The following is a 21,125-nucleotide window of genomic DNA, read 5'->3' on the forward strand; positions in this document are numbered from 1 at the left end:
ACAGGCGAAGAAAGGGCAAAAGCAAGAAAAGATGCGCTCGCGGCATCAACCGTTGGCTGGCTGCTTCACCTGCGTGCAGAACGTGAAGTTCCTTCAAAAAACAATCCTGCCCGCGCGGTGCGCATGTCTGCGGTCCCTTGACCAGGCCCGCGCATCTTGCGAGACGGGGAAATGCTTTCCTTCATTCTCCAACGTGTCGCCCAATCCGCCCTCGTTCTGTTGGTCGTCGGCCTTGTCGCCTTTTCCATGTTCCGCTTTGTCGGTGATCCCATCGACAATATGCTGGGACAGGAACGGACCATCGAGGATGTCGAGCGCCTGCGCGCACAGCTTGGTTTGGATCAACCCTTTGCCGTGCAGTACTACCGCTTCCTGGAAGGGGCGGTTCAGGGCAATTTCGGCGTCAGTTACCGGCAGGGCAGACCCGTGTCTGACATCCTGTTGGAGCGGGCGCCCGCAACATTGGAACTGGCCGCCGTCAGTGGCTTTCTGGCCATCTCCCTCGGCATCGCGCTTGGCGTCTTTACCGCCATACGACGAAACGGGCTCTGGGCAAATGTGATCATGTCGGCATCCCTGATTGGCGTGTCCCTGCCCACCTTCCTCATAGGTATCCTGCTGATTTACCTGTTCTCGGTCGAACTGGGCTGGCTGCCCAGTTTCGGACGCGGCGAGACGGTCAAGATCGGCAATTGGTCCACAGGGTTCCTGACAGCCAGCGGGCTCAAGGCCCTCATTCTCCCCTCGATCACCCTCGGCCTCTACCAAATGACATTGATCATGCGCCTTGTCCGATCCGAGATGTTGGAAGTGCTGCGGCAAGACTACATCCGCTTCGCCCGCGCCCGTGGGCTCAAGGAACGGGCCATCAACTTCCGCCACGCGCTCAAGAACACGCTTGTGCCGGTGATTACGGTCACGGGCCTGCAATTGGGCAGCATCATCGCCTTCGCCATCATCACCGAGACGGTGTTCCAATGGCCGGGCGTGGGCCTCCTGTTCATCAACGCGATCCAGTTCGTCGATATTCCGGTCATGGCGGCCTACCTGATGCTGATTTCGGTCATGTTCGTGGGCATCAACCTGATCGTGGACCTGCTATACTTCGCCATCGACCCACGCCTGCGCGTGGACCGGGCGGGAGGACATTAAGATGACCGATACAGCCCAAACCCCGACCAAAGCGCCCACCCGCCTGCAACGCTGGGCGGATTCGGATTTCTTCTACCTGTTCAAACGCTCCCCCGTCGCTATTGTCAGTTTCGCCGTGGCCCTGATTTTGGTCCTGAGCGCGGTCTTCGCCCCGCTCATCGCGCCTTACAATCCGTTTGATCCCGCCTCGCTCAACCTGATGAACGGCTTTTCCCGCCCTATGACGCCCAACGCCTTCACCGGTGACAGCTTCTGGCTGGGCACCGATGATCAGGGCCGCGACGTCTTCTCGACCATCCTCTACGGCATGCGTATCTCCCTGTTCGTCGGCGTCGCCGCCGTGTTGTTTGCGATGGTGCTTGGCATCTCGCTAGGCCTCATCGCGGGCTATGTCGGCGGCTGGACCGAGACGATCATCATGCGCATCGCAGACGTACAGCTGACCTTCCCCAGCATCCTTGTCGCCATGCTGATCTTTGGCATCGCCAAAGGGGTCACGCCCATCGAATACCGCGATCAGATGGCGATCTGGGTCCTGATCATCGCCATCGGCCTGTCGGACTGGGTCCAATTCGCCCGCGTCGTCCGCGGCGCCACGCTGGTGGAAAAGAGCAAGGAATACGTTCAAGCCGCCCGCCTCATCGGCCGCAGCGGCCCCGCCATCATGGTCAAACACATCCTGCCCAACGTGCTCTCCCCGGTGCTGGTGATCGCCACGATCTCACTAGCCCTCGCCATCATCGCCGAAGCCACCCTCAGCTTCCTCGGCGTCGGCGCACCGCCCACGCAACCGTCGCTCGGCACCCTGATCCGCATCGGCCAAGGCTTCCTCTTCTCCGGCGAGTGGTGGATCCTCTTCTTCCCCGCCTGCACGCTCTTGGCCCTGGCGCTCAGCGTCAACCTGCTTGGCGACTGGCTGCGCGACGCGCTGAACCCGAGGTTGCGGTGATGGTTGAGCAGTCCCTGATCAATCTACGCGAAACGCTATTCATCAATTTGCGCGACATTGCCGATGGTTCGCTCGTTCAGTCGTGTGGCAGTGACAGCCTCATCAAATCTTGGGACCACTGGACAGACTTTGAATGTGTATGGATGGAGCCGCCAGTGTTCACAGCCGCAGAAGTTGCCGCATGCAAGGCATTTAACGCGGCACTGTCCGACTTTGATGCGCTGGACATAGAAGATACGGGCTTCGTCGACGGTCTGCGATCGCTTCCTCAGTACAGAAGCGTCGAAGCGTTTGCCAAAATCGCCTACGCAACCATGAGTGAGCGAGGTCCAAGACCGATTTTGGGAAAAACCGCATGACAAACCTCCTCAACATCTCCGACCTCTCGGTCCACTACCCCACCCGCAAGGGCACCTTCGTCGCCGTCAACGGTGCCGACCTCACTGTCGCCCCCGGTGAAATCCATGGCCTCGTGGGAGAATCCGGCGCAGGAAAATCCACCATCGGCGCCGCCGTCATGGGCCTCATCGACCCGCCCGGCCACATCGCGGACGGCACCGTCAGCTTCCGGAACGAACAAATCTCTGGCCGCGACGCGGCAGGCATGCGCGCTCTGCGCGGGGCCAAGATCTCCATGATCTTTCAGGACCCGCTCACCTCACTCAACCCGCTGCTCACGGTCGAAGACCAACTGACCGAAACCATCGAAGCGCACCTGAAACTCGGCGACAAAGCGGCCAAGGCCCGCGCCGTGGAACTGCTCGACCGCGTCGGCATCCCCGACCCGGCGGAACGGGTCAAACAATACCCCCACCAGTTCTCCGGTGGCATGCGCCAACGCGTGGTCATAGCGCTCGCCCTCTGCTCTGAGCCGGATGTCATCATCGCGGACGAACCCACCACGGCGCTCGACGTCTCGATCCAGGCGCAAATCCTTGACCTGATCAAGGAACTGGCCCGCGAACGGCAAGTAGGCGTGATCCTGATCACCCACGACATGGGCGTGATCGCCGACACGACCGACCGCGTGACGGTGATGTACCAGGGCGCAGTGGTCGAAAGCGGCACCACAACCCAAGTCATGGGCGCCCCCGAACACGAGTACACCAAGTCGCTCATCGCCGCCGTGCCTCGCGCCACGCTCAAGGTGCACCGCTTCCCACAACTCTCCTATGGCGGGCGCAGCACGAAGTTCGCCATCGAAGACCTCGCCCGCAACTGGCCCACCCCACCCAAATCCAAAACCGGCACACTGGTGCAGGTGGACGGGATCACCAAAACCTTCGTTCAGCGCGACTCCATCATCCCCGCCTGGCGCAAAATGTTCACAGCCGTGGACAAGGTCAGCTTCGACATCCGCGAGGGCGAAGTGTTCGGTCTTGTGGGCGAAAGCGGTTCAGGCAAATCCACCGTCGCCCGTATGATCGCCACGCTCTACGAAACGAACGGCGGCCATATCTATTTCGACGGCACCGACGTCACACAACTGGCCTCGCGCGAAGAACGCGACGCCTACCGCCGCCAGATCCAGATGATCTTTCAAGACCCGTTTTCCAGCCTCAACCCGCGCATGCGGGTGGACGCCATCGTGGCCGAACCGGTACTCCACCACAAACTGCTCGAAGGGCGCGCCGTGCAGGACCGCGTCGACGAACTGCTGGACCGCGTGGGCCTCGGTGCAGACGCAGGCCGGAAATACCCGCACGAATTCTCGGGCGGTCAACGCCAGCGCATCTCCATCGCCCGGGCGCTCGCCACACAACCGCGCTTCCTGATCTGCGACGAACCCACCTCCGCGCTCGACGTGTCGATCCAGGCGCAGGTGCTCAACATCCTCAAGGATCTGCAGGAACATCTCGGCCTTACCATGCTGTTCATCAGCCACGACCTGCCCGTCGTCCGGCAAATGTGCGACCGCGTGGGTGTCATGCGGCAGGGCAAGATGGTCGAAGTGGCGGACACCGAACAGCTCTTCGCTGCCCCACAAGCGGACTACACCAAGGAACTCCTGCGCCTGATGCCCAAGCTCGAAGGCCTCTCAACCGAAGGCCTCCAAGGCGCCTGACACCTTCTTCTGGCCAACAATACCTTCGGGGGAGCTCGAGGGGGCAGACAGCCCCCTCGTCAGCAAAAATGAATCGCGTGCGCGCCAGCGCGCCTTTGGATCACCGCCCCATCCTGAGCGACAAGACCCAGGCCAGCGCAGTCAGCGCAAGCAGCACAACCACGGCAACGGTCCAGCCCTGCGTGGCAAACACCTGCCCAATGACAAAGGCCCCGGCAATCCCGCCCAGATAATAGCTGGCCAGGTACAACCCGTTGGCCGCCGCCTGATCATGCGTGGCAGTGCGCCCGACATATCCGGTCGCGACAGACTGGGCAAAGAACAACCCCGCCCCGACCAACGCCAACCCCAACAGAAACACCGCCAGAACAGGCGTCAACAACAACACCAGCCCCACCAATGACACGGCAATCGCGCCGTGAAAGCTCGTCCGCGCGCCGTACCGCGCGACGGACGCGGCCGCCAAGGGTGTCGTCAGGATCGCCGGGGCAAAAACGAAGTATACCAACCCAATCATCGTCTGCGGCAAGTCAAACGGGGCCTGCGCCAGAATGAAATTGGCATAGGTGAAGGTCGCGACAAACACGAACAACAGGATGAACCCGATCCCCACCATTGCCACCAGCTTGGCGTTCTTCAGATGATCCAACCACGCCTCGATGACCGAGGGCCCGTCGGCAGTATCATGGCGATGGCTGTCCCGCCCCCCGATATAGAAATATGCAACCACAGCCCCTGTCAGGTTCAGCGCTGCAAAGCCGTAGAAGCTTTCGGCAAGGCCGAAATTCCCTGCAATCTCGGACGCCAGAAGTCGCCCCAAAAGGTTCGACGCGACATTCCCCGTAATATAGGCGGCCATCGCGCCACCAACGGCGGTCAGCGAACACTCCTCGCTCAGATAGGTCAGCGTCAGGGTAAAGGCGGCGGACATGAACACGCCCTGCGCCACTCGCAGCAAGGTAAAGGTGGTCAGGTCGTCGGTTGAGGCCAGCAGCATTGTCGGGATGCTCAGCAGCGCCAGACAGATCCAGATCCCGCGCTTGCGATCGATCCGCCGGGCAAAGATGGCCACCACCAGCGAGGCAAACGCCATCCCGATGGTCGACGCATTGACGGCAAAGCCCATCGCCGCTGGCGACACGCCATAGGTCTCCACCAGCGTGGGCAGCAAAGCCTGCGAGCCAAAAAGGTCAATCAGCGTCAAAAAGGCGATCAGCGCGATCATCGTTGACCGGCGGATCACCATGCGGCGATCTTCCGGCGTCTTCTTGGCCAGCTCTTCGGCCATCCCGGTCATCTGGGCCGTCACAGCCATGACATATGTCTCCCGTGGCACATGTCCGGGCGCGACAACGCCACGAAAACAAAGGTTAAAAAGTGGTTAGCGCGCCCTGCAAACCATTGATAAGAAACCATTTGATGTGTTTGTCCCCGCGGGGACAAACCACCAGACCGCGCCCCAACTCCCATTTCTACTGCCCCGCGTGATGCGCCTGCACACCGACCTGCGGCACACCTTCGGTCTCCGTGATGGGCTCCACCACACCAAAGAACAGCACCGCCGGGGCATCACCCAAGTTCTGCCAATAGGCCTGTGCGCCGCCGCCCAGATGTGTGCCCTCTTCAGCCGCCAAAGTCACCGGCGTGTCGCTGTCGGACCGATGCTCGGTCACCACCCCGTCCCACACCCAGACCTGCAACGGCTCACCTGCGGCCACAAAGCTGGGCAGTACCCCGCCCGGCTCGATCACGGCGCGGTAGGCGGACAGGGCCAGACCATCCCCCTTCTCACCATCGTAGTGCCCTTCGATATCAACCAAGCCTAGCAACTCCAACACAGCCCCGGATTGATCCGGCAGGTCAAAGTCCTGTTGCGCGGGTGTGTCCGCAACCACGGCCTCACCCGGTGCATTGAACACATCAAAGGCGATCAAGCGCACATCCTCGGGCCCTTCGTTCAGCCACCAGTGGGTGACATCGCCCTCTTCCAGGCTCAGGCCTCCGGCGCTGTGCCTGATCCGCTCGGCCGCATCGCTGCGATACTCGAAAATCTCGCCGGTCAGGGTGAACACAATGGCCGGGCGGTCGACATGGCTGTGTATCGGTACGATGCCCGTGTCGCCCGAGATGTTCCAGGACCGCGTGCGCAGGTTGTACCCGGAAATCTGACTCAGGCCCTCCTCGGCCAGCGGAGCGTTCGCGATGGGTTGGTTCGAGATATTTTTGGGCCCGGACGGCCCCTCCAACCCATTCAGGACGCGGGTCTTCACGCTGTCCAGTTCTAGGGCAAAGGCGGTCGTGCCGAGCGCCGCAATCGCGAGCCCGAGTGTAGCAGTTCGAAATGTCATGGGGTCATCCTTTTCTGGATTTCAGCTCGACCATGTTGCCCCCGTGGGGTGCCCCAAAGTCATCAAACATCGCACGCAGACCCAGCGTGCTTTCCTTCTCGATCTTGTCGAAATTCGCGGTCAGCCAGCGGTCCGCATGTTCGCGTCCCAGGTCCCGCAAATGGATCAAAAACGCCCATTCGGAGTTCAGCTTGGACGACGCATCCAGTGCCAGCATGTCGTCGCAACCGTCGATCATGTGCATGTTCATCACGCGGTATTCGTTATCCGACAACGCGCCATCCTCGATCAGCCGGTGCACCAGATCGATGGTGCGCAAGTCCCGTAATAGCGAGGCGTTGAACGTGATCTCGTTCATCCGGTTCTGAATGTCCCGCGCACGGCGGGGGGTGCCGGAGCGTTTCAGCGGGTTGATCTGCACGATCACGATGTCCGAAGACGGCGAGTGATCGATGAAGGGAAACAGCACCGGGTTCCCCATGTAACCGCCATCCCAATAGGGCACGCCGTCAATCTCGACCGCTTTGAACATGTTGGGCAGGCAGGCCGAGGCCATCACCACGTCCAACGTCACCTCGTGCCGGTGAAAAACACGCGCCCGTCCCGTTTCGACATTGGTCGCAGAGATATACAGCCCCATGTCATCGCATTTGGCGACCTTGTCGAAGTCGATGAAATCCTCAACTACGTCTCGCAATGGGTTCAGTCCCAAAGGGTTCAGGTCGTAGGGCGAGGCCATCCGGCTCATCATGTCCATCATCACGTAACCGGGCGAGGCATCGAGCGACCAGGACCCCAGCATCATGTCGAGCGGCGTGCGCTTGATCGGGCTGCCCTGCCCTGCGCGGCTGACCGCGCGCCAGAAATCTTCGAGCGCTTGCCGCGCTCCGGCCGCACCCGCGTCATACATCCCTTGGGTCGCGACCACTGCATTCATGGCCCCGGCAGAGGTGCCGCTGACCGCCTCGATCCACAGACGGTCTTCTTCGAACATCCGGTCAAGGACGCCCCAGGTGAAGGCCCCGTGCGATCCCCCGCCTTGCAATGCGAGGTTGATGGATTTCTCGTGACGCTTTGCCCGGCCGTTGGTGACTGACATGTCCCCGCCCCCTACTGCGCGACCCAGCCGCCATCAACCGGCATCGCAATGCCGGTGACGGAGGCTGCGGCCTCAGAGGCGAGGAATGTGCACACCGTACCCAGCTGTTCGACGGTCACGAATTCCTTGGTAGGTTGCGCTGCCAGCAGCACATCGCGTTTCACCTCTTCCTCGGTGATGCCACGTGCCTTGGCCGTATCGGGGATCTGCCCCTCGACCAGCGGGGTCAGCACATAGCCCGGGCAGACCGCGTTTACGGTGACACCGTGCTGCGCGGCCTCAAGGGCGACGGTCTTGGTCAGGCCGACGATCCCATGCTTGGCCGTGACATAGGCTGACTTGTAGGGCGACGCGACAAGGCCGTGGGCCGAAGCCACGTTGATGATCCGCCCGAACCTACGCTCTTTCATCCCCGGCAGAGCGGCACGAATGGTGTGGAAGGCCGAGGACATGTTGATGGCGATGATTGCGTCCCATTTTTCCAACGGGAACTCTTCGACCGGGGCGACGTGTTGGATCCCCGCGTTGTTCACGAGGATATCGACAGCACCGAACTGCGCTTCGGTTGTCGCCACCAGATCGGCGATCTGGTCCGGTTTGGTCATGTCGGCGCCGTGGTAGGCAACCGTCCCCGCGGATTTGGCGTCAAGGTCCGCACGCGTCGCCTCAATCTCGTTCGCGTCGCCGAACCCGTTGAGCATAATGTTGAAGCCTTGGGCGGCGAAAGCCTCGGCAATGCCGAGTCCGATGCCGCTGGTTGATCCGGTGATGATGGCGGTGCGTGTCATGGGTGACCTCTCTGGACAATGCTGCGGCGCGGAAAGCCGTGATTGTTCAAGAGGTAGGGCCGCTTTGCATGTGCAGCAACTTTTTGGCGCTCACCTCTCTACCACGTGAGAAATGCCGCTAAGTGTTACTGCCGGAACCGGCTGTTTTCGCCGTTTTGCCTCATATTTGAGCGCAGGCGATGGCGCTTTGTTACAGTGTCGGGTCCTGCGTAGGTCCGACATCAAGCCGCGTGATGTGGTCAGCCATGGCGTTTGGAAAATACTGCCGCACCAAGGGATCATGACCGGGCACGACAAGCTTCCGCGCGCTTGCAAGCCTTTGTATCGTCGCGAAGCCGTCCAGCATGTCCTGCATGTCCACCACTATGGGAAAGGGCGTTCCGGTGAGGAAATTGCCATAGAAATGCGCGGCATCCGAGGCCAGCACCAACCACCCTGCCTGGGTGCGCACCCGCACCGCCTGCATCCCCTTTGTGTGCCCGCCAATGCGGTGCACGGTGATGCCATCGGCAATCTCGCTGTCGCCATCGTGAAAGGTCACCTTGCCGGAATAGAGCCGCTGCACCGCAGCAACAACGTGGCCCACGGTGAAGGGTGCGCGGAGCGCGTCGTGACACATACAGGGGCCGGTGGCATAGGCCATCTCGGCCGCTTGCAGGTGCAGTTTGGCATTGGGAAATAGGTGCAGACCGCCCGCATGATCGAAATGCAGGTGGGTCACGATGATCTCGGTCACGTCCTCGGGGTTCAGGCCGAACGGCTTCAACGCCTCACCCGGATCAAGGCGGATGGGTCGCCCGCGCGCCTGCCCTTCGGCGGCGTCAAAGCCTGTGTCCACGAGGATCACGCGCCCCTCACCCCGGATCAGCCACATATAGAAGTCGATGGGATCGGGCGCGTCGTGATTGTCCTCGAACATGTAGTTGTTGCCACGCACACGCTCTGTCTGTTCGGCGTATTTGATGGCGTAGACTTCGTAGGTCATCTGTGGACCAACTCAAAGGTGTTCAGGGTCTTTTTCGCAACCATATCCGCGATCTTGGGACCGGTTTCGAGGTAGTGCGGCGTCTGTTGATGCGCCTCAAACGCCGCAAGGTCATCGTAGAGTTCATAGAGAAATACTGTGTCAGGCTGGCTTGGGTCTGTGCACACGTCAAATTGCTGGCATCCGGGTTCGTCGTAGAGCGAGCGGCGCGCATTGCGGATGATGTGCGGCATGAACGCGTCCTGCGTGCCCGGTTTCAGGTCGAAGATGACGGTGACTGCATATGGCATGGGTGTCCCTTTTCCTTGCCCTCCGCAGTGAATGCGGCCAGGTATTTGATAATTCATACATTAATGTATACATAAACATATACGAGAAGCGAGTCGCTTTTCACCAGCCTATGCCGAAAGGGGCCCGCGCCATGCACAGAAGTTTTGATATCGCCGTGTTTCAAGGGGATGGCATTGGCCCCGAGATCATGGCCCCCACGGTTGAGTTGTTAACTGGTTTGGCAGCGGGGTCTGGCTATGGCCTGAACTGGATCGACCTGCCTGCGGGGGCTGCGCATTATGCCAAGACCGGAGAGAGCCTGCCGCCCGCCTCAATGGAAGGGGCGCGAGCGGCCGACGCAATCCTGCTGTCCGCCATGGGACTGCCCAGCATCCGTTACCCGGATGGGACCGAAATTGCGCCGCAGATTGATCTGCGCAAGGCGTTGACCCTGTTTGCGGGCGTGCGCCCTGTCACCATTCGCCCCGGCCAACCAACCCCTTTGGCGACGGACAAGCCCGTGGATTTCGTCCTTATCCGTGAAAGCACCGAGGGGCTGTTTTATACGCAAGGCCGCGGCGAGGTTGAGGCCGACGAGGCGCGTGAGACGCTGCGCATCACGCGAGAGATTTCAGAGCCCCTGTTCCGCTTTGCCTTTGATATGGCCCACGCGCGTAAGGCGTCCGGGCAAGGGCCGGGCAAGGTGACCTGCGTGGACAAGGCCAATGTCTTCCGTGCCTTTGCCTTCTTCCGCGAGATGTTCGATGCCGAGGCCGCCAAGCATCCGGAGATCGAGGCCGATCATGCCTATGTCGATGCCACCGCGCTGTGGATGGTCGAGCGTCCGTGGTCCTTTGATGTCATGGTGACCGAGAACATGTTTGGTGACATCCTGTCCGATCTGGGGGCTGGTCTGATGGGCGGTCTTGGTTTGGCGCCGTCAGCCGACATCGGGGCACACCACGCGGTGTTCCAGCCGTGCCATGGCTCAGCCCCCGACATTGCGGGCCAAGGTGTGGCAAACCCGATGGCGATGATCCTGTCGGGCGCGATGATGCTGGAATGGCTGGCCAGTCGGCATGACATGCCTGCGATGGTAGAGGATGCCAGGCGTTTGCGCGATGCGGTCGATGCCGTTGTGTCCGAGGGACGCGTCCTGACCCGTGATCTGGGTGGATCCGCCGGGACAGCAGAAGTGGCCGCTGCAATAGAGGGGGCGTTGGCATGATCCGGGTGGCCTGCGTCGGCGCGGGCTATTTCAGCCAGTTCCACTATGGCAGTTGGGCGCGGATGGATGGGGTCACTTTGGTCGGAGCCTGCGATCTGGATATTGAAAAGGCGCGCGCCACGGGCGCCCCCGCCTATGACGATCTGGGCGAGATGCTGACCGAGGCAGCACCCGATCTGCTGGACATCATCCTGCCCCCACCCGCCCATGCCGCCACCATTCGTGCGGCCCTGACAGCAGGGATCAAATGGATCATCTGCCAAAAACCGTTCTGCATGGATATCGACGAGGCGCGCTCCATCGTTGCGGAGGCAGAGGCAGCAGGCGCGCGATTGGTTGTGCACGAGAATTTCCGGTTTCAGCCGTGGTATCGGGCGATCAAGGCTGAACTTGAAGCCGGGTCGATTGGGGAGGTGCTGAACGCGACATTCCGTTTACGCCCCGGCGACGGACAAGGGCCAGAGGCCTATCTGGATCGCCAGCCCTACTTCCAGCAGATGCCCCGGTTTCTGGTTCATGAAACGGCGGTGCATTGGGTGGACACCTTTGCCTATCTCTTTGGCCCCGCCAGCGCCGTCTATGCCGATCTGCGCCGCATCAATCCCGTGATCGCGGGCGAAGATGCAGGCCACGTGATCTTTGACCATGGGCCGGTGCGGGCGCTGTTTGATGGCAACAGGCATCTGGACCACGTGGCCGACAACCTGCGCCGGACCATGGGCGAGGCGTTGATCGAGGGGACACAGGGCATACTTGCATTGCACGGTGATGGATCTGTCACGCGGCGCGCCTTCGGTCTGTCAGAGGTCGAAACGATCCTCGGCCCGGACACATGGGACGGGTTTGGCGGGGATTGCGTCCACGCGCTGCAATCCCATGTGATCCGCGCAATGACGGAAGGCACGTCGCTTGAGAACACGGCGCGCGACTATCTGCGGGTCATTGCGGTGAAGGATGCAATCTATGCTTCGGCCAAGGAGGGTCGAAAGGTCACTTTGGAAGAGGTGGAGTAATGGGGGCCATGAGCAATGTGGAACGGGCCGTATCGGCCCTGCGCCAGATGATCTTCGCCGGAGAGTTGCCGCCCGGGTCGGACCATCTTGAGAGCGAGCTGGCCGAACAGCTGGGTATGTCCCGCACGCCCGTGCGCGAGGCCGCGTTGATGTTGCAGGCGCAGGGGTTGGTTGAGATGCGCCCGCGCCGGGGCATCCGTATCAGCCCGGTGTCCGCCACCGACATGGCCGAGATTTATGACATTCTAACGGAATTGGAGAGCCTTGCCGCCGCCCGCGCCGCAGAGACGCAGTATTCCAAGTCGGACCTTGCCACACTGGCCACGGCCATCCGCGATATGGATGCCGCACTGGCGGCGGATGACCTGCGGGCCTGGGCCGAAGCGGATGACAGGTTCCACCGCGAGCTTGTCCGCCTGGGCCGCAATGCGCGGCTAAGCATGGTGGTGTCGGTGATGCGCGATCAGGTGCGCCGGGCCCGTGCGACGACCCTGTTCATGCGCCCCAAACCCAAACAATCGAACGAAGATCACCGAATCGTCTATCAGGCGATCGCGCGCGGGGATGCGAAGACAGCGCATGACACGCACCATGCCCACCGGCAGGCGGCGCGCGATATGCTGGTGGCGCTTCTCGAGAAGCACCAGTTTCACGGGTTGTAAGTTACGACGTGTGCAGCCGGGTCAACTCTTCCGCGCCACGACGTAGGGCCGGCAGGAAGTCGATCAGGTCCACAAGGCTGCGGCGCTGAATCGGCGCGTGGGCCGACAGGGTGGCCAGCAGTTTCCCCTGCCCATCCCAGATCGGGACTGCGACGGCAGCCATGCCGGACATGAATTCCTCATTGTCCGTGGAATATCCGCGCATGCGTGTGGTTTCCAACTCAGCCTTGATGCTGTCGATGTCAACCAGCGTGCCTTCGGTATGCGCCTCGAGCGGACGCGTCGTGAGAACTGTCCGCAGGATGTGGGGGCGGAGCGTCGACAAATACATCTTGCCCGATGCCGTACAATGGAACGGCACCTGCGTGCCGATGGGCAACTGAATGCGCAGGGGCCATTCGGTTTCGACCCGGTCGAGATAGGTCATCCCCTCGCGGTCAGCGGTGGCAAGATTGCAGGTCTCACCCACCTCTTCCGCCACGCTGCGCAGGATGGTCAAACGCGCCGTGCGCAGATGCTCGGATGACATGGTGCTGACGGCCAAGGCCCGCAGACGCGGGCCCGGACCATAGCTGCGCCCGTCAAGGTCGCGCTGCAGGAACCCCTCGGCCTCAGCCGTCTGCAGCAACCGGTGCACGGTGGGTTTCGGCAGACCCAATGCATCGATCAGGTCTGTCGGTTTGACGGCCACCCCACGCTTGGCGACCTCCTCCATCACCATCAGCAGGCGCAGATTGGTGGGGATTTGATGGTCCTTACGGGGGCGGTGATCGTCAGGCATGGCTCTACGGCGTTATCTTTCTGGCAGTAGGAACAGCGCGAGCTCAGGTGTCAACGACACGATGATCCACACTGAAATCAGGGCGAAGAGATAGGGCACCGTATACCGCAGCAAGCGGAAGTAGGGAACGCCTGTTACGCCTGACGCCACGTAGAGGTTCAGACCATAGGGCGGTGTCACAAAGCCGATGGATGCACCGACAAGGAAGATCACGGCAAAGTGGACCGGATCGACGCCCACGCTCGCCGCAATCGGCGCAAGGATCGGCGCAAGAATGATCGTCACCGGCAAGGATTCCAGCACCATGCCGCAGATGAACACGATGCCCATCGCCGTGAACAGAATCGGGTAGTAGCCACCCATCGACGTCACGAAGTCGCCAATGACCTGCTGTGCGCCCAAAAGGGACAGGATCTGCTGCATCACAACAGAGATGGCGATCAGCGGCGCAAGAATGCCGGTGATCTGCGCCGAGCGCATCGTGATGCTCGGGATTTGCGGGATGGTGAACCCTTCGACGACCAGCATCGACAGGGCCGATTTCTCGGACCAGTCCTTGGTCTGATCCATGCGGAATACCTTGGACACAACCCAGCTGACCAGGCCCGCAATGATCCCGAAGCCGACGGTCACACCCGCCGCCTCGGTGGGCGAGAACTTACCGGTGTAGATGCCCCAGAGCACAAGACCGATGGCGAAGAAGCCAAGCCATGCGCCAAGCGCAGTCTTGAACACCCGGAACGGGCTGAGTGCGATCAGGTAGCCCCAACCGTTGCGCCAGCAGATGATGAAACAGGCCAGCATCATACCACCCACCATCAGGGCACCGGGAATGATACCCGCGACAAACAGGTCCGAGATCGGCAGGTTCATCAGGAAGCCGTAGACGATGAAGATGATCGACGGCGGGATGATGATCCCCACCGTACCGCCCGCCGCCGCCGTGGCGGCCGAGAAGCGTTCGTCATATCCGCCCTTGACCATTTCCGGATGCAGCATCGAACCGATGGTGGCCGTGGTGGCCGAGTTCGAGCCCGAGATCGCAGCAAATAGGCCACACGCGCCAAGGGATGCCATGGCAAGACCGCCACGGATCCAGCCGAGGCAGGCATAGGCAAAGTCGGACAGGCGCCGCGCGATGCCGGAGCGGTTGATCAAGTCACCGGTCAGGATAAAGAGCGGCATGGCCAGAAGGGCGAAACCGTCGGTGAATACGTCCTGCAGGGCTGCACCCATGTTCAAAAGCTGCAGCTCAAGGACGAACGACATGCCGATCACCCAATAGGCGATGACAAGGAACACCGGCACGCCCATCATGAACAGGATGGTCACCGCGATGGAAATCAGGGTGATGAGTGTTGGATCGCTCATGCGTCACCTCCGATCACTGCGGCTTCAATCATTTCGTTGCCGTCGCGGTATTTCTTGAGATCAGCGGCGAGGTTTTCCATCACGCGTGCAGTCAAGAGGATGAATGCGATCGGCACGGTGCCAAGGAACCACCACTGCATCACGTTATCCGTGCCCAGCATGATGGCGAAGTTGGCGGCGGCACGCACAGTTTCCTGCGCGGTTGTCACGACCACGATCCAGGCGAAACCGAACCAGAGGATGGCGTCGAGAACCAGCAGGGCCATCTGTACTCCGCGTGGCGCGGCCTTGCGAAACTCGGCAAATGCGAGGTGTGTGCGCAGCTTGACGTTATAGCTGCATCCGACCCACGTCATGATGAGGAACAGGAACGGCGGCAGGGTCGTCGACCAAGCCGGTTGACCGCTCAGATAGAACCGCTGCACCACGCCCGCAAAGATGATGTAGCCGATCGCCAAATAGGCAACGACCATTACGGCAGGTTCGAAGTGGCGTTCGATGAATGGGACAGCACGGTAGAGCAGCGCGACCAAAGCACCGCCCACGAAGGTGGCGATGAAGCCCAGTGGCCACATCCCGGCATTGCCGCGCAGCGCGGTCTGCAACTCGAATGAGTCGCCTGTCATCAGGGCGGAGATGATTTCTCCCATGCCCGCAATCAAGTCCATGCTGCACCTCCCTCGTGCCTGGCAAATCCGTTCCAGCATCTTGTCGCGTCAGGATACGGAAATCCATGCCGGTGTTACGCGACATGGATAGCTGCTTGGGCGATATACGCCCAAGCCATTGATTTTGTGAGAAATCCGTTTCCGGATTAACCGCGCCACCAGCGGCGGGGTTCGACGTTCTCGGCCAGGGTATGCGGGTTCTGGCGAACACCGTCGTAGATTTCCTGGTATGTGTCGATGCCACCGGCCCAACCGTTGATCCGCTCGCGCCACTGCTCCCACAGCTGCGGTTGGAACTCGGGCGAGCACTGCTCTTCCGCTTTCTTGATCTCTGCGTCGGACAGTGCGGCGACACGCACGTTGTTCTGGGCAAAGATGGTGTCCGGACCCTGGTGCGGGTGCGAGAAACCAACAGTGTTGACCAGCGCGGCTTCGTTTGCGGCCTGGACGTGCACCTGTGTCAGGTAAGACGATTCCATAACCGCATCCTGCAGCTCACCGCCAAGACCGTCGAAGGTTTGTGCGTTCATCGCGGTGTGTTCCGTACCGCAGAAGAAGCGCAGGTCCACACATTGGCTGACCACCGGCGACATGTTGGCGTAAGCCACGGCCGATGCCCAAGTTTCGGCACCATCAATCAGGCCCTGCTTCAGACCATCAAGGGTTTCTTCCCAAGCAACCGGCACTGGGTTCAGACCCAGCGCGTCCATCGCGATACGGCCAAGCTGTGTGCCCGTGACGCGGTTCTTGGTGCCGCGCAGAACGTCGATGTTGTCGACCGTGGGCTTGTCTTCCCACGACAGACCCAACTGGATGCCGCGCAGTTCAGCGTGCGTGAACAGGAACTTAAGGCCGTGGCGCTTTTCGAACGGGTCGCGCAGGATGCGCTGGCTGTCCGGGCTGTACATGAAGTGGTACTGGTCGGCCCGGCTGCGGAACATGTACGCATAGTCGAGCACGTTCAGATAGGGCGCACCACCGGCCGAGTTCTGGGTCGAGGCGGCATAGATGTCGACGATGCCCTGTTGCGCTTTCTCAACGCAGGACAGCTGGCCACAGATCTGGTTGTTGCCGATGAACTCAACGCGAATCTCACCATCGGTGCGCTCTTCGAGATCGCGCGCGAATTCGAGACAACCGGCGCGCTCGATCAGCAGGTTCTGCTGGTTGAAGCCGGCTGCACCGAATTTCAGTGTGTGCTTGGGCTCTTTCGAGAACCGTTTGTCGTATGTTGATTCCGCGGCGGCCGCCAGATTGGCAACACTCATCGCACCACCAAAGCTACCCGCTGCAAGCAGCGTGGAGCTGAGGCCGTAACGACCAGCCACACGGAACAGATCGCGGCGCGAAATGCCCGCGAGGTTTTTCCCAAGTTTCATGCAATCCTCCCTGATACACATTATTGAGACGTTTTATCTCAGAAAAGGCTAGCGCAGCTTGAACAATCTGCCTAGTCTTTTTTTGACTTTAAGTAAGGGAGGGGTCGTTTTGGAAGCCGATTATGTCATCGTGGGTGCCGGAAGTGCCGGCTGCGTGATCGCGAATCGTCTCAGCGCGGACCCAAACACCAAGGTTGTGCTGCTTGAAGCGGGCGGCCGGGATTGGAACCCGTGGATTCATATTCCGGTCGGGTATTTCAAAACCATTCACAACCCAAACGTGGACTGGTGCTACAAGACCGAGCCCGATCCGGGCCTGAACGGTCGCTCTATCGAATGGCCTCGCGGCAAGGTGCTGGGCGGGTCGTCGTCCCTCAACGGATTGCTCTATGTCCGGGGGCAACCGCAGGACTATGACCGCTGGGCACAGATGGGCAATCGCGGCTGGGCGTGGGATGATGTCCTGCCCCTGTTCAAGCGATCCGAGAAGAATGAACGCGGTGCCGACGAGTTCCACGGCGATCAGGGCAACCTATCTGTCTCCAACATGCGTATTCAGCGTCCCATCACCGACGCATGGGTCGCCGCCGCCCAATCCGCAGGCTACAAATTCAACCCGGATTACAACGGCGCTGATCAGGAAGGTGTTGGATTCTTTCAATTAACTGCGCGCAACGGACGGCGCTGTTCGTCTGCCGTGGCGTTCCTGAACCCGGTCCGCAGCCGCGAGAACCTCAACATCGTGACCCATGCTCAGGTCGAGAGAATCGAGTTGGACGGGACCAAGGTGACCGGTGTGTCCTACCGTGACCGCAGCGGTACGTGGCAGACTGTCAAAGCCCGCAAAGAGGTCATCCTGTCGGGCGGTTCCATCAACTCTCCGCAGCTTTTGATGCTCTCCGGAATTGGAGAAGCGGCACAGTTGCAAGAACACGGGATCGACGTGGTTGTCGACCTGCCGGGCGTCGGCAAAAATATGCAGGATCACCTGCAGGCGCGGCTGGTCTACAAGTGCAACGAACCCACCCTGAATGACGAGGTGTCGAGCCTGTTCGGACAGGCCAAGATCGGCCTCAAATACCTGATGTTCCGGGCCGGTCCGATGACCATGGCGGCAAGCCTTGCCACCGGCTTTATGAAGACCCGGGACGACCTCGAGACCCCCGACATTCAGTTCCACGTCCAGCCCCTTTCTGCAGAAAATCCCGGCAAGGGTGCTGACCCATTTTCGGCCTTCACCATGTCCGTTTGCCAGTTGCGGCCCGAATCGAAGGGAGAGATTCGGTTGGTCAGCAAGGATGGGCGCACCTATCCGAAGATCATTCCGAACTACCTCAGCACCGAAACGGACTGCCGAACGGTGGTTGAAGGGGTCAATATTGCGCGACGCATTGCCCGCCATGCCCCTCTGACATCCAAGATTTCGGAAGAATACCGCCCACATGCGGACCTGCCGATGGATGATTACGATGCCACGCTGGACTGGGCGCGCAGCAATACTGCGTCAATCTATCACCCAACCGGGACCTGCAAAATGGGTCAGGACAAGGCGGCGGTGGTCGATGAACAGTTGCGTGTACGCGGGATTACAGGCCTGCGCGTGGCCGATTGTTCGATCATGCCTGAGATTGTCAGCGGCAACACCAACGCCCCCGCCATCATGATCGGTGAAAAGGCATCGGATCTGATCCTCGGAACTGCCTAACTGCTGCGCCACATCGGCTCTGGTTCATGCAACGTCTGCAATTGATCGACCGGCACACCTGACACCCGATCGATCAACAGACGCGCCAGTTCGCGGCCAGTGGCCACCAGGTCTTCGGTTACCGTATCAATCTGCGGGTAAAGCGTTGGCAGAATCGGCGTTGTCTGACGACAGATCAGATCATAGTCGCGGCCCAGCACCTGCCCCTGATCGGCCATCCCGCCCATCAGCGCCAGTGTGGCCAGTTCATTGTTGCTGATGATCGCGTCAAATGGGTCACTGCGCTGCGCGAGCGTCTGCCCGAACTCCCGGGCTGTGTCGGTGGAAATCAGGATACCCGTTTCGGTCGCGACCTCTCCGGTCATGCCATGCCGGGCCAAAGCCCGGTGAAATCCACCGGTGATCTTGGCAAAATTGGTCGTCGCGTCGTCTTCGGCGACCAGGACAAAGCGTTTGCGCCTGCGCTCAATCAACCGCTCGACCGCCATCTCGACATAGCGTTCGGCATGGAAGTCGTGAAAAGCATGGGCCGCGTAGAATTCAGTTCGCCCATGCGACACGAACGGGAAATCGGCATCAATCAGCATCTGGACCCGCGGGTCGCGCGCGCTGGTGTGGGTCAGGATGATACCGTCAGAAGTCCGATTCTGCAGAACATAGCGCACCGATTCTTCGGGTGTGGCCCCTTGCAGGTCGGGAATGACATTCAAATGGTACTTGGTGCCGGACAAATGCGCCCCGATCCCTTCGATCATCTGGCGTGTGTAGTCGATCGTGTTCTTGGCGGGCGACAGTACAAGCGTCAGCACGTTGGTCTGGCCCGTACGCAAACGTACGCCCGCGCGGTTGGGCACATAACCTACCTCGGCCGCCGCTGCCGCAATCTTGTCCCGTGTTTCCTTTTTTAAACGGGACCCATCGCGCAACGACAAGGATACCGTCGACAGGCTAAGGCCCGTGATCTCGGCGATTGTCTTGAGCGTTGGCGGTTTGCGGGTCGGATCGGCCATGGCCTGCCTTGCGATTTGGGTCAGTGAACACTGTGATTATCAGAACAGGAGGTGACATGTCGATCAACACCGAATCGGATTGTATCGTTGCAATTTCTGTGCCGTCATCTTCGCCGCAATGCGGCAAAATAATGATATTTATTGAATTTTCTCGAAAGCAGTGCAGCAAAAATAATTGTTGCATCGTTGCAATTATCTGCGACCATTTATGGCAGGTCCCGTTCGGATTGCTGCGCAGGCGACCGGACCAAAAGACTACCAATGGGAGGACACCACATGTACGCAACCAAAGGTCTGATGGCTCGATTGGCCACCGGCACCGCGTTAAGCCTTGTGCTGGGCGCAAGCGCCGCGATGGCCCAAGACATCCGTTTCTGGACCACAGAGGAACAACCGGAACGCCTTGCCAAGCAACAGGAAATGGCGGCCCAATTCGAAGAAGCCACGGGCAACAGCGTCGAAGTGATCCCGGTCTCAGAAACCGAGCTGGGCACGCGCACCACGGCCGCCTTTGCTGCCGGTGACCTGCCGGACGTCATCTACCACCCGCTTCAGTACGCCCTGCCGTGGGCCGAAGCGGGTATTCTGGACACGGAAGCTGCGACTGATGTGGTGGACGGCTTGGGCCGCGACACATTCGCATCCGGTCCGCTGTCGATGGCCGCCTATGATGGCGACATCGCGTCCGTCCCCGTGGATGGCTGGACGCAGATGATCGTCTACCGCGCCGACCTGTTTGCCGAGAAAGGGCTGGAACCGCCCAACACATTTGCGAACGTTCAGGCCGCGCTGGAAGCGCTGCACAACCCGCCGGAGATGTATGGGTTTGTCGCTGCCACCAAGGTGGACGAGAATTTCATGTCCCAAGTGCTGGAGCATGTCTTCCTCGCCAACGGTGTCAGCCCCGTCGGCGACGATGGTTTCAAGGAACTGGATGCTGCGGCCACAACGGAAGTGCTGGATTTCTACAAGGCCATCGCCAAAGCCTCGCCCCCGGGAGAGCTGTTCTGGAAGCAATCGCGCGAGATCTACTTCGCGGGCGATGCAGCCATGATCATCTGGTCACCCTTCATTCTGGATGAACTGGCCGGTCTGCGCGACAGTGCCGCCCCCACCATCAACGACGACCCCACGACCAAGGAACTGGCGGCCAAAACCGGCATCGTGACCAACTTTGCAGGTCCGTCGAACCCGGATGGCGCGGCCTGGGGTGATGTACGGTACTTTGGCATTACCAACGATGCGGATACTGAAATCGCTCAGGCCTTTGTCGAGTTCTCGATGAACGACGGCTACATGCAGACGCTGTCCATCGCGGCCGAGGGCAAGTTCCCCGTCCGCACCGGCACCGCGGATGAGCCCGGCAAGTTTTCGGCCGCGTGGTCGGAAATTCCGGTTGGTGTGGATCGCAAGGCGCCCATGAAGGATCTCTATGCCGCCGAGATGCTGGACGAGATCGTAGGCGGCTTGAAAGTCGCCCAGCGCTGGGGCGTCGAGGAAGGGCAGCTCGCGCTGGCCTCCAAGATGATCAACAGCCAGGCGATCAACCGCATCGTGCGTCAGTACATCGATGAAGAGATCGACGCCGCTGCCGCGATTGCGGCGATGAACAGCGAGCTGTCTTCGATCAACTAAGCCCTCCCATAGGCTGC

Annotated in this window: 20 protein-coding genes; 9 read left to right on the forward strand and 11 right to left on the reverse strand. The window is 60.6% G+C overall.

The window, feature by feature from the left end; genetic code table 11:
* Positions 1-171: 171 nt before the first annotated feature.
* The 4 genes from Q1A51_RS17340 to Q1A51_RS17355 are packed head-to-tail and all read left to right on the forward strand — an operon-like array spanning position 172 to position 4,166.
* On the forward strand, positions 172-1,152 hold the full coding sequence (locus Q1A51_RS17340; RefSeq protein WP_299210136.1) for an ABC transporter permease: 981 nt from the start codon (positions 172-174) through the stop codon (positions 1,150-1,152).
* Between the two features lies 1 nt (position 1,153).
* On the forward strand, positions 1,154-2,101 hold the full coding sequence (locus tag Q1A51_RS17345) for an ABC transporter permease (protein ID WP_299604188.1): 948 nt from the start codon (positions 1,154-1,156) through the stop codon (positions 2,099-2,101).
* Positions 2,101-2,460: a hypothetical protein gene (locus Q1A51_RS17350; protein ID WP_299604190.1), complete on the forward strand. Its 360-nt coding sequence runs from the start codon at positions 2,101-2,103 to the stop codon at positions 2,458-2,460. Before Q1A51_RS17345 ends, Q1A51_RS17350 begins: the two co-directional genes overlap by 1 nt.
* The gene (locus Q1A51_RS17355; RefSeq protein ID WP_299604192.1) at positions 2,457-4,166 is read left to right on the forward strand and encodes an ABC transporter ATP-binding protein; all 1,710 of its coding nucleotides are present in this window, start codon (positions 2,457-2,459) and stop codon (positions 4,164-4,166) included. The genes Q1A51_RS17350 and Q1A51_RS17355 overlap by 4 nt, the downstream gene beginning before the upstream one ends.
* Before the next feature lie 100 nt (positions 4,167-4,266).
* Here the strand turns inward: Q1A51_RS17355 and Q1A51_RS17360 are convergent, their stop codons facing one another.
* The 6 genes from Q1A51_RS17360 to Q1A51_RS17385 all read right to left on the reverse strand — a co-directional run bounded on the left by Q1A51_RS17360 (position 4,267) and on the right by Q1A51_RS17385 (position 9,676).
* Positions 4,267-5,481: an MFS transporter gene (locus tag Q1A51_RS17360; protein ID WP_299604194.1), complete on the reverse strand. Its 1,215-nt coding sequence runs from the start codon at positions 5,479-5,481 to the stop codon at positions 4,267-4,269.
* A 157-nt stretch (positions 5,482-5,638) separates the two neighbouring features.
* The gene (locus tag Q1A51_RS17365) at positions 5,639-6,514 is read right to left on the reverse strand and encodes a cupin domain-containing protein (protein WP_299604196.1); all 876 of its coding nucleotides are present in this window, start codon (positions 6,512-6,514) and stop codon (positions 5,639-5,641) included.
* Between the two features lie 4 nt (positions 6,515-6,518).
* On the reverse strand, positions 6,519-7,613 hold the full coding sequence (locus Q1A51_RS17370; protein WP_299604197.1) for a patatin-like phospholipase family protein: 1,095 nt from the start codon (positions 7,611-7,613) through the stop codon (positions 6,519-6,521).
* An 11-nt stretch (positions 7,614-7,624) separates the two neighbouring features.
* Positions 7,625-8,401, reverse strand: a complete 777-nt coding sequence (locus Q1A51_RS17375) for a 3-hydroxybutyrate dehydrogenase (protein WP_299604199.1) — start codon at positions 8,399-8,401, stop codon at positions 7,625-7,627.
* Positions 8,402-8,591: 190 nt separating this feature from the next.
* A complete protein-coding gene (locus Q1A51_RS17380) occupies positions 8,592-9,386 on the reverse strand; it encodes an N-acyl homoserine lactonase family protein (RefSeq protein ID WP_299604201.1) in 795 nt (264 codons plus the stop codon).
* Positions 9,383-9,676, reverse strand: a complete 294-nt coding sequence (locus Q1A51_RS17385) for a putative quinol monooxygenase (RefSeq protein WP_299604203.1) — start codon at positions 9,674-9,676, stop codon at positions 9,383-9,385. Before Q1A51_RS17385 ends, Q1A51_RS17380 begins: the two co-directional genes overlap by 4 nt.
* A 131-nt stretch (positions 9,677-9,807) precedes the next feature.
* On the opposite strand from Q1A51_RS17385, the gene Q1A51_RS17390 reads away from it, so the two are divergent.
* From Q1A51_RS17390 to Q1A51_RS17400, 3 genes are read left to right on the forward strand one after another with little or no spacing between them, the layout of a single operon-like run.
* On the forward strand, positions 9,808-10,884 hold the full coding sequence (locus Q1A51_RS17390; protein WP_299604205.1) for an isocitrate/isopropylmalate family dehydrogenase: 1,077 nt from the start codon (positions 9,808-9,810) through the stop codon (positions 10,882-10,884).
* Positions 10,881-11,897 carry a Gfo/Idh/MocA family oxidoreductase gene (locus Q1A51_RS17395; protein WP_299604207.1) on the forward strand — a complete coding sequence of 339 codons (1,017 nt, stop codon included), beginning with the start codon at positions 10,881-10,883 and terminating at the stop codon, positions 11,895-11,897. Before Q1A51_RS17390 ends, Q1A51_RS17395 begins: the two co-directional genes overlap by 4 nt.
* Positions 11,898-11,905: 8 nt before the next feature.
* On the forward strand, positions 11,906-12,559 hold the full coding sequence (locus Q1A51_RS17400; RefSeq protein ID WP_299210158.1) for a GntR family transcriptional regulator: 654 nt from the start codon (positions 11,906-11,908) through the stop codon (positions 12,557-12,559).
* Position 12,560: 1 nt separating this feature from the next.
* Here the strand turns inward: Q1A51_RS17400 and Q1A51_RS17405 are convergent, their stop codons facing one another.
* The 4 genes from Q1A51_RS17405 to Q1A51_RS17420 all read right to left on the reverse strand — a co-directional run bounded on the left by Q1A51_RS17405 (position 12,561) and on the right by Q1A51_RS17420 (position 16,758).
* Positions 12,561-13,340 carry an IclR family transcriptional regulator gene (locus Q1A51_RS17405; protein WP_299210160.1) on the reverse strand — a complete coding sequence of 260 codons (780 nt, stop codon included), beginning with the start codon at positions 13,338-13,340 and terminating at the stop codon, positions 12,561-12,563.
* 12 nt (positions 13,341-13,352) lie between these two features.
* A complete protein-coding gene (locus tag Q1A51_RS17410; RefSeq protein ID WP_299210162.1) occupies positions 13,353-14,711 on the reverse strand; it encodes a TRAP transporter large permease in 1,359 nt (452 codons plus the stop codon).
* On the reverse strand, positions 14,708-15,379 hold the full coding sequence (locus Q1A51_RS17415; protein WP_299604212.1) for a TRAP transporter small permease subunit: 672 nt from the start codon (positions 15,377-15,379) through the stop codon (positions 14,708-14,710). The genes Q1A51_RS17410 and Q1A51_RS17415 overlap by 4 nt, the downstream gene beginning before the upstream one ends.
* Positions 15,380-15,525: 146 nt before the next feature.
* A complete protein-coding gene (locus Q1A51_RS17420) occupies positions 15,526-16,758 on the reverse strand; it encodes a TRAP transporter substrate-binding protein (protein WP_299210166.1) in 1,233 nt (410 codons plus the stop codon).
* 109 nt (positions 16,759-16,867) lie between these two features.
* Here Q1A51_RS17420 and Q1A51_RS17425 point away from each other — a divergent pair, with 109 nt between their 5' ends.
* Positions 16,868-18,463 carry a choline dehydrogenase gene (locus Q1A51_RS17425; RefSeq protein ID WP_299604215.1) on the forward strand — a complete coding sequence of 532 codons (1,596 nt, stop codon included), beginning with the start codon at positions 16,868-16,870 and terminating at the stop codon, positions 18,461-18,463.
* On the opposite strand, the gene Q1A51_RS17430 is transcribed toward Q1A51_RS17425, so the two are convergent.
* Positions 18,460-19,473: a LacI family transcriptional regulator gene (locus Q1A51_RS17430; RefSeq protein WP_299604218.1), complete on the reverse strand. Its 1,014-nt coding sequence runs from the start codon at positions 19,471-19,473 to the stop codon at positions 18,460-18,462. The two genes, Q1A51_RS17425 and Q1A51_RS17430, sit on opposite strands and share 4 nt — an antisense overlap.
* A 276-nt stretch (positions 19,474-19,749) precedes the next feature.
* On the opposite strand from Q1A51_RS17430, the gene Q1A51_RS17435 reads away from it, so the two are divergent.
* Positions 19,750-21,108, forward strand: coding sequence for an extracellular solute-binding protein (locus Q1A51_RS17435; protein WP_299604221.1), 1,359 nt, complete (start codon positions 19,750-19,752; stop codon positions 21,106-21,108).
* Positions 21,109-21,125 lie beyond the last annotated feature (17 nt).

The sequence above is a fragment of the uncultured Tateyamaria sp. genome (genome assembly GCF_947496075.1).
GTDB lineage: Bacteria > Pseudomonadota > Alphaproteobacteria > Rhodobacterales > Rhodobacteraceae > Tateyamaria.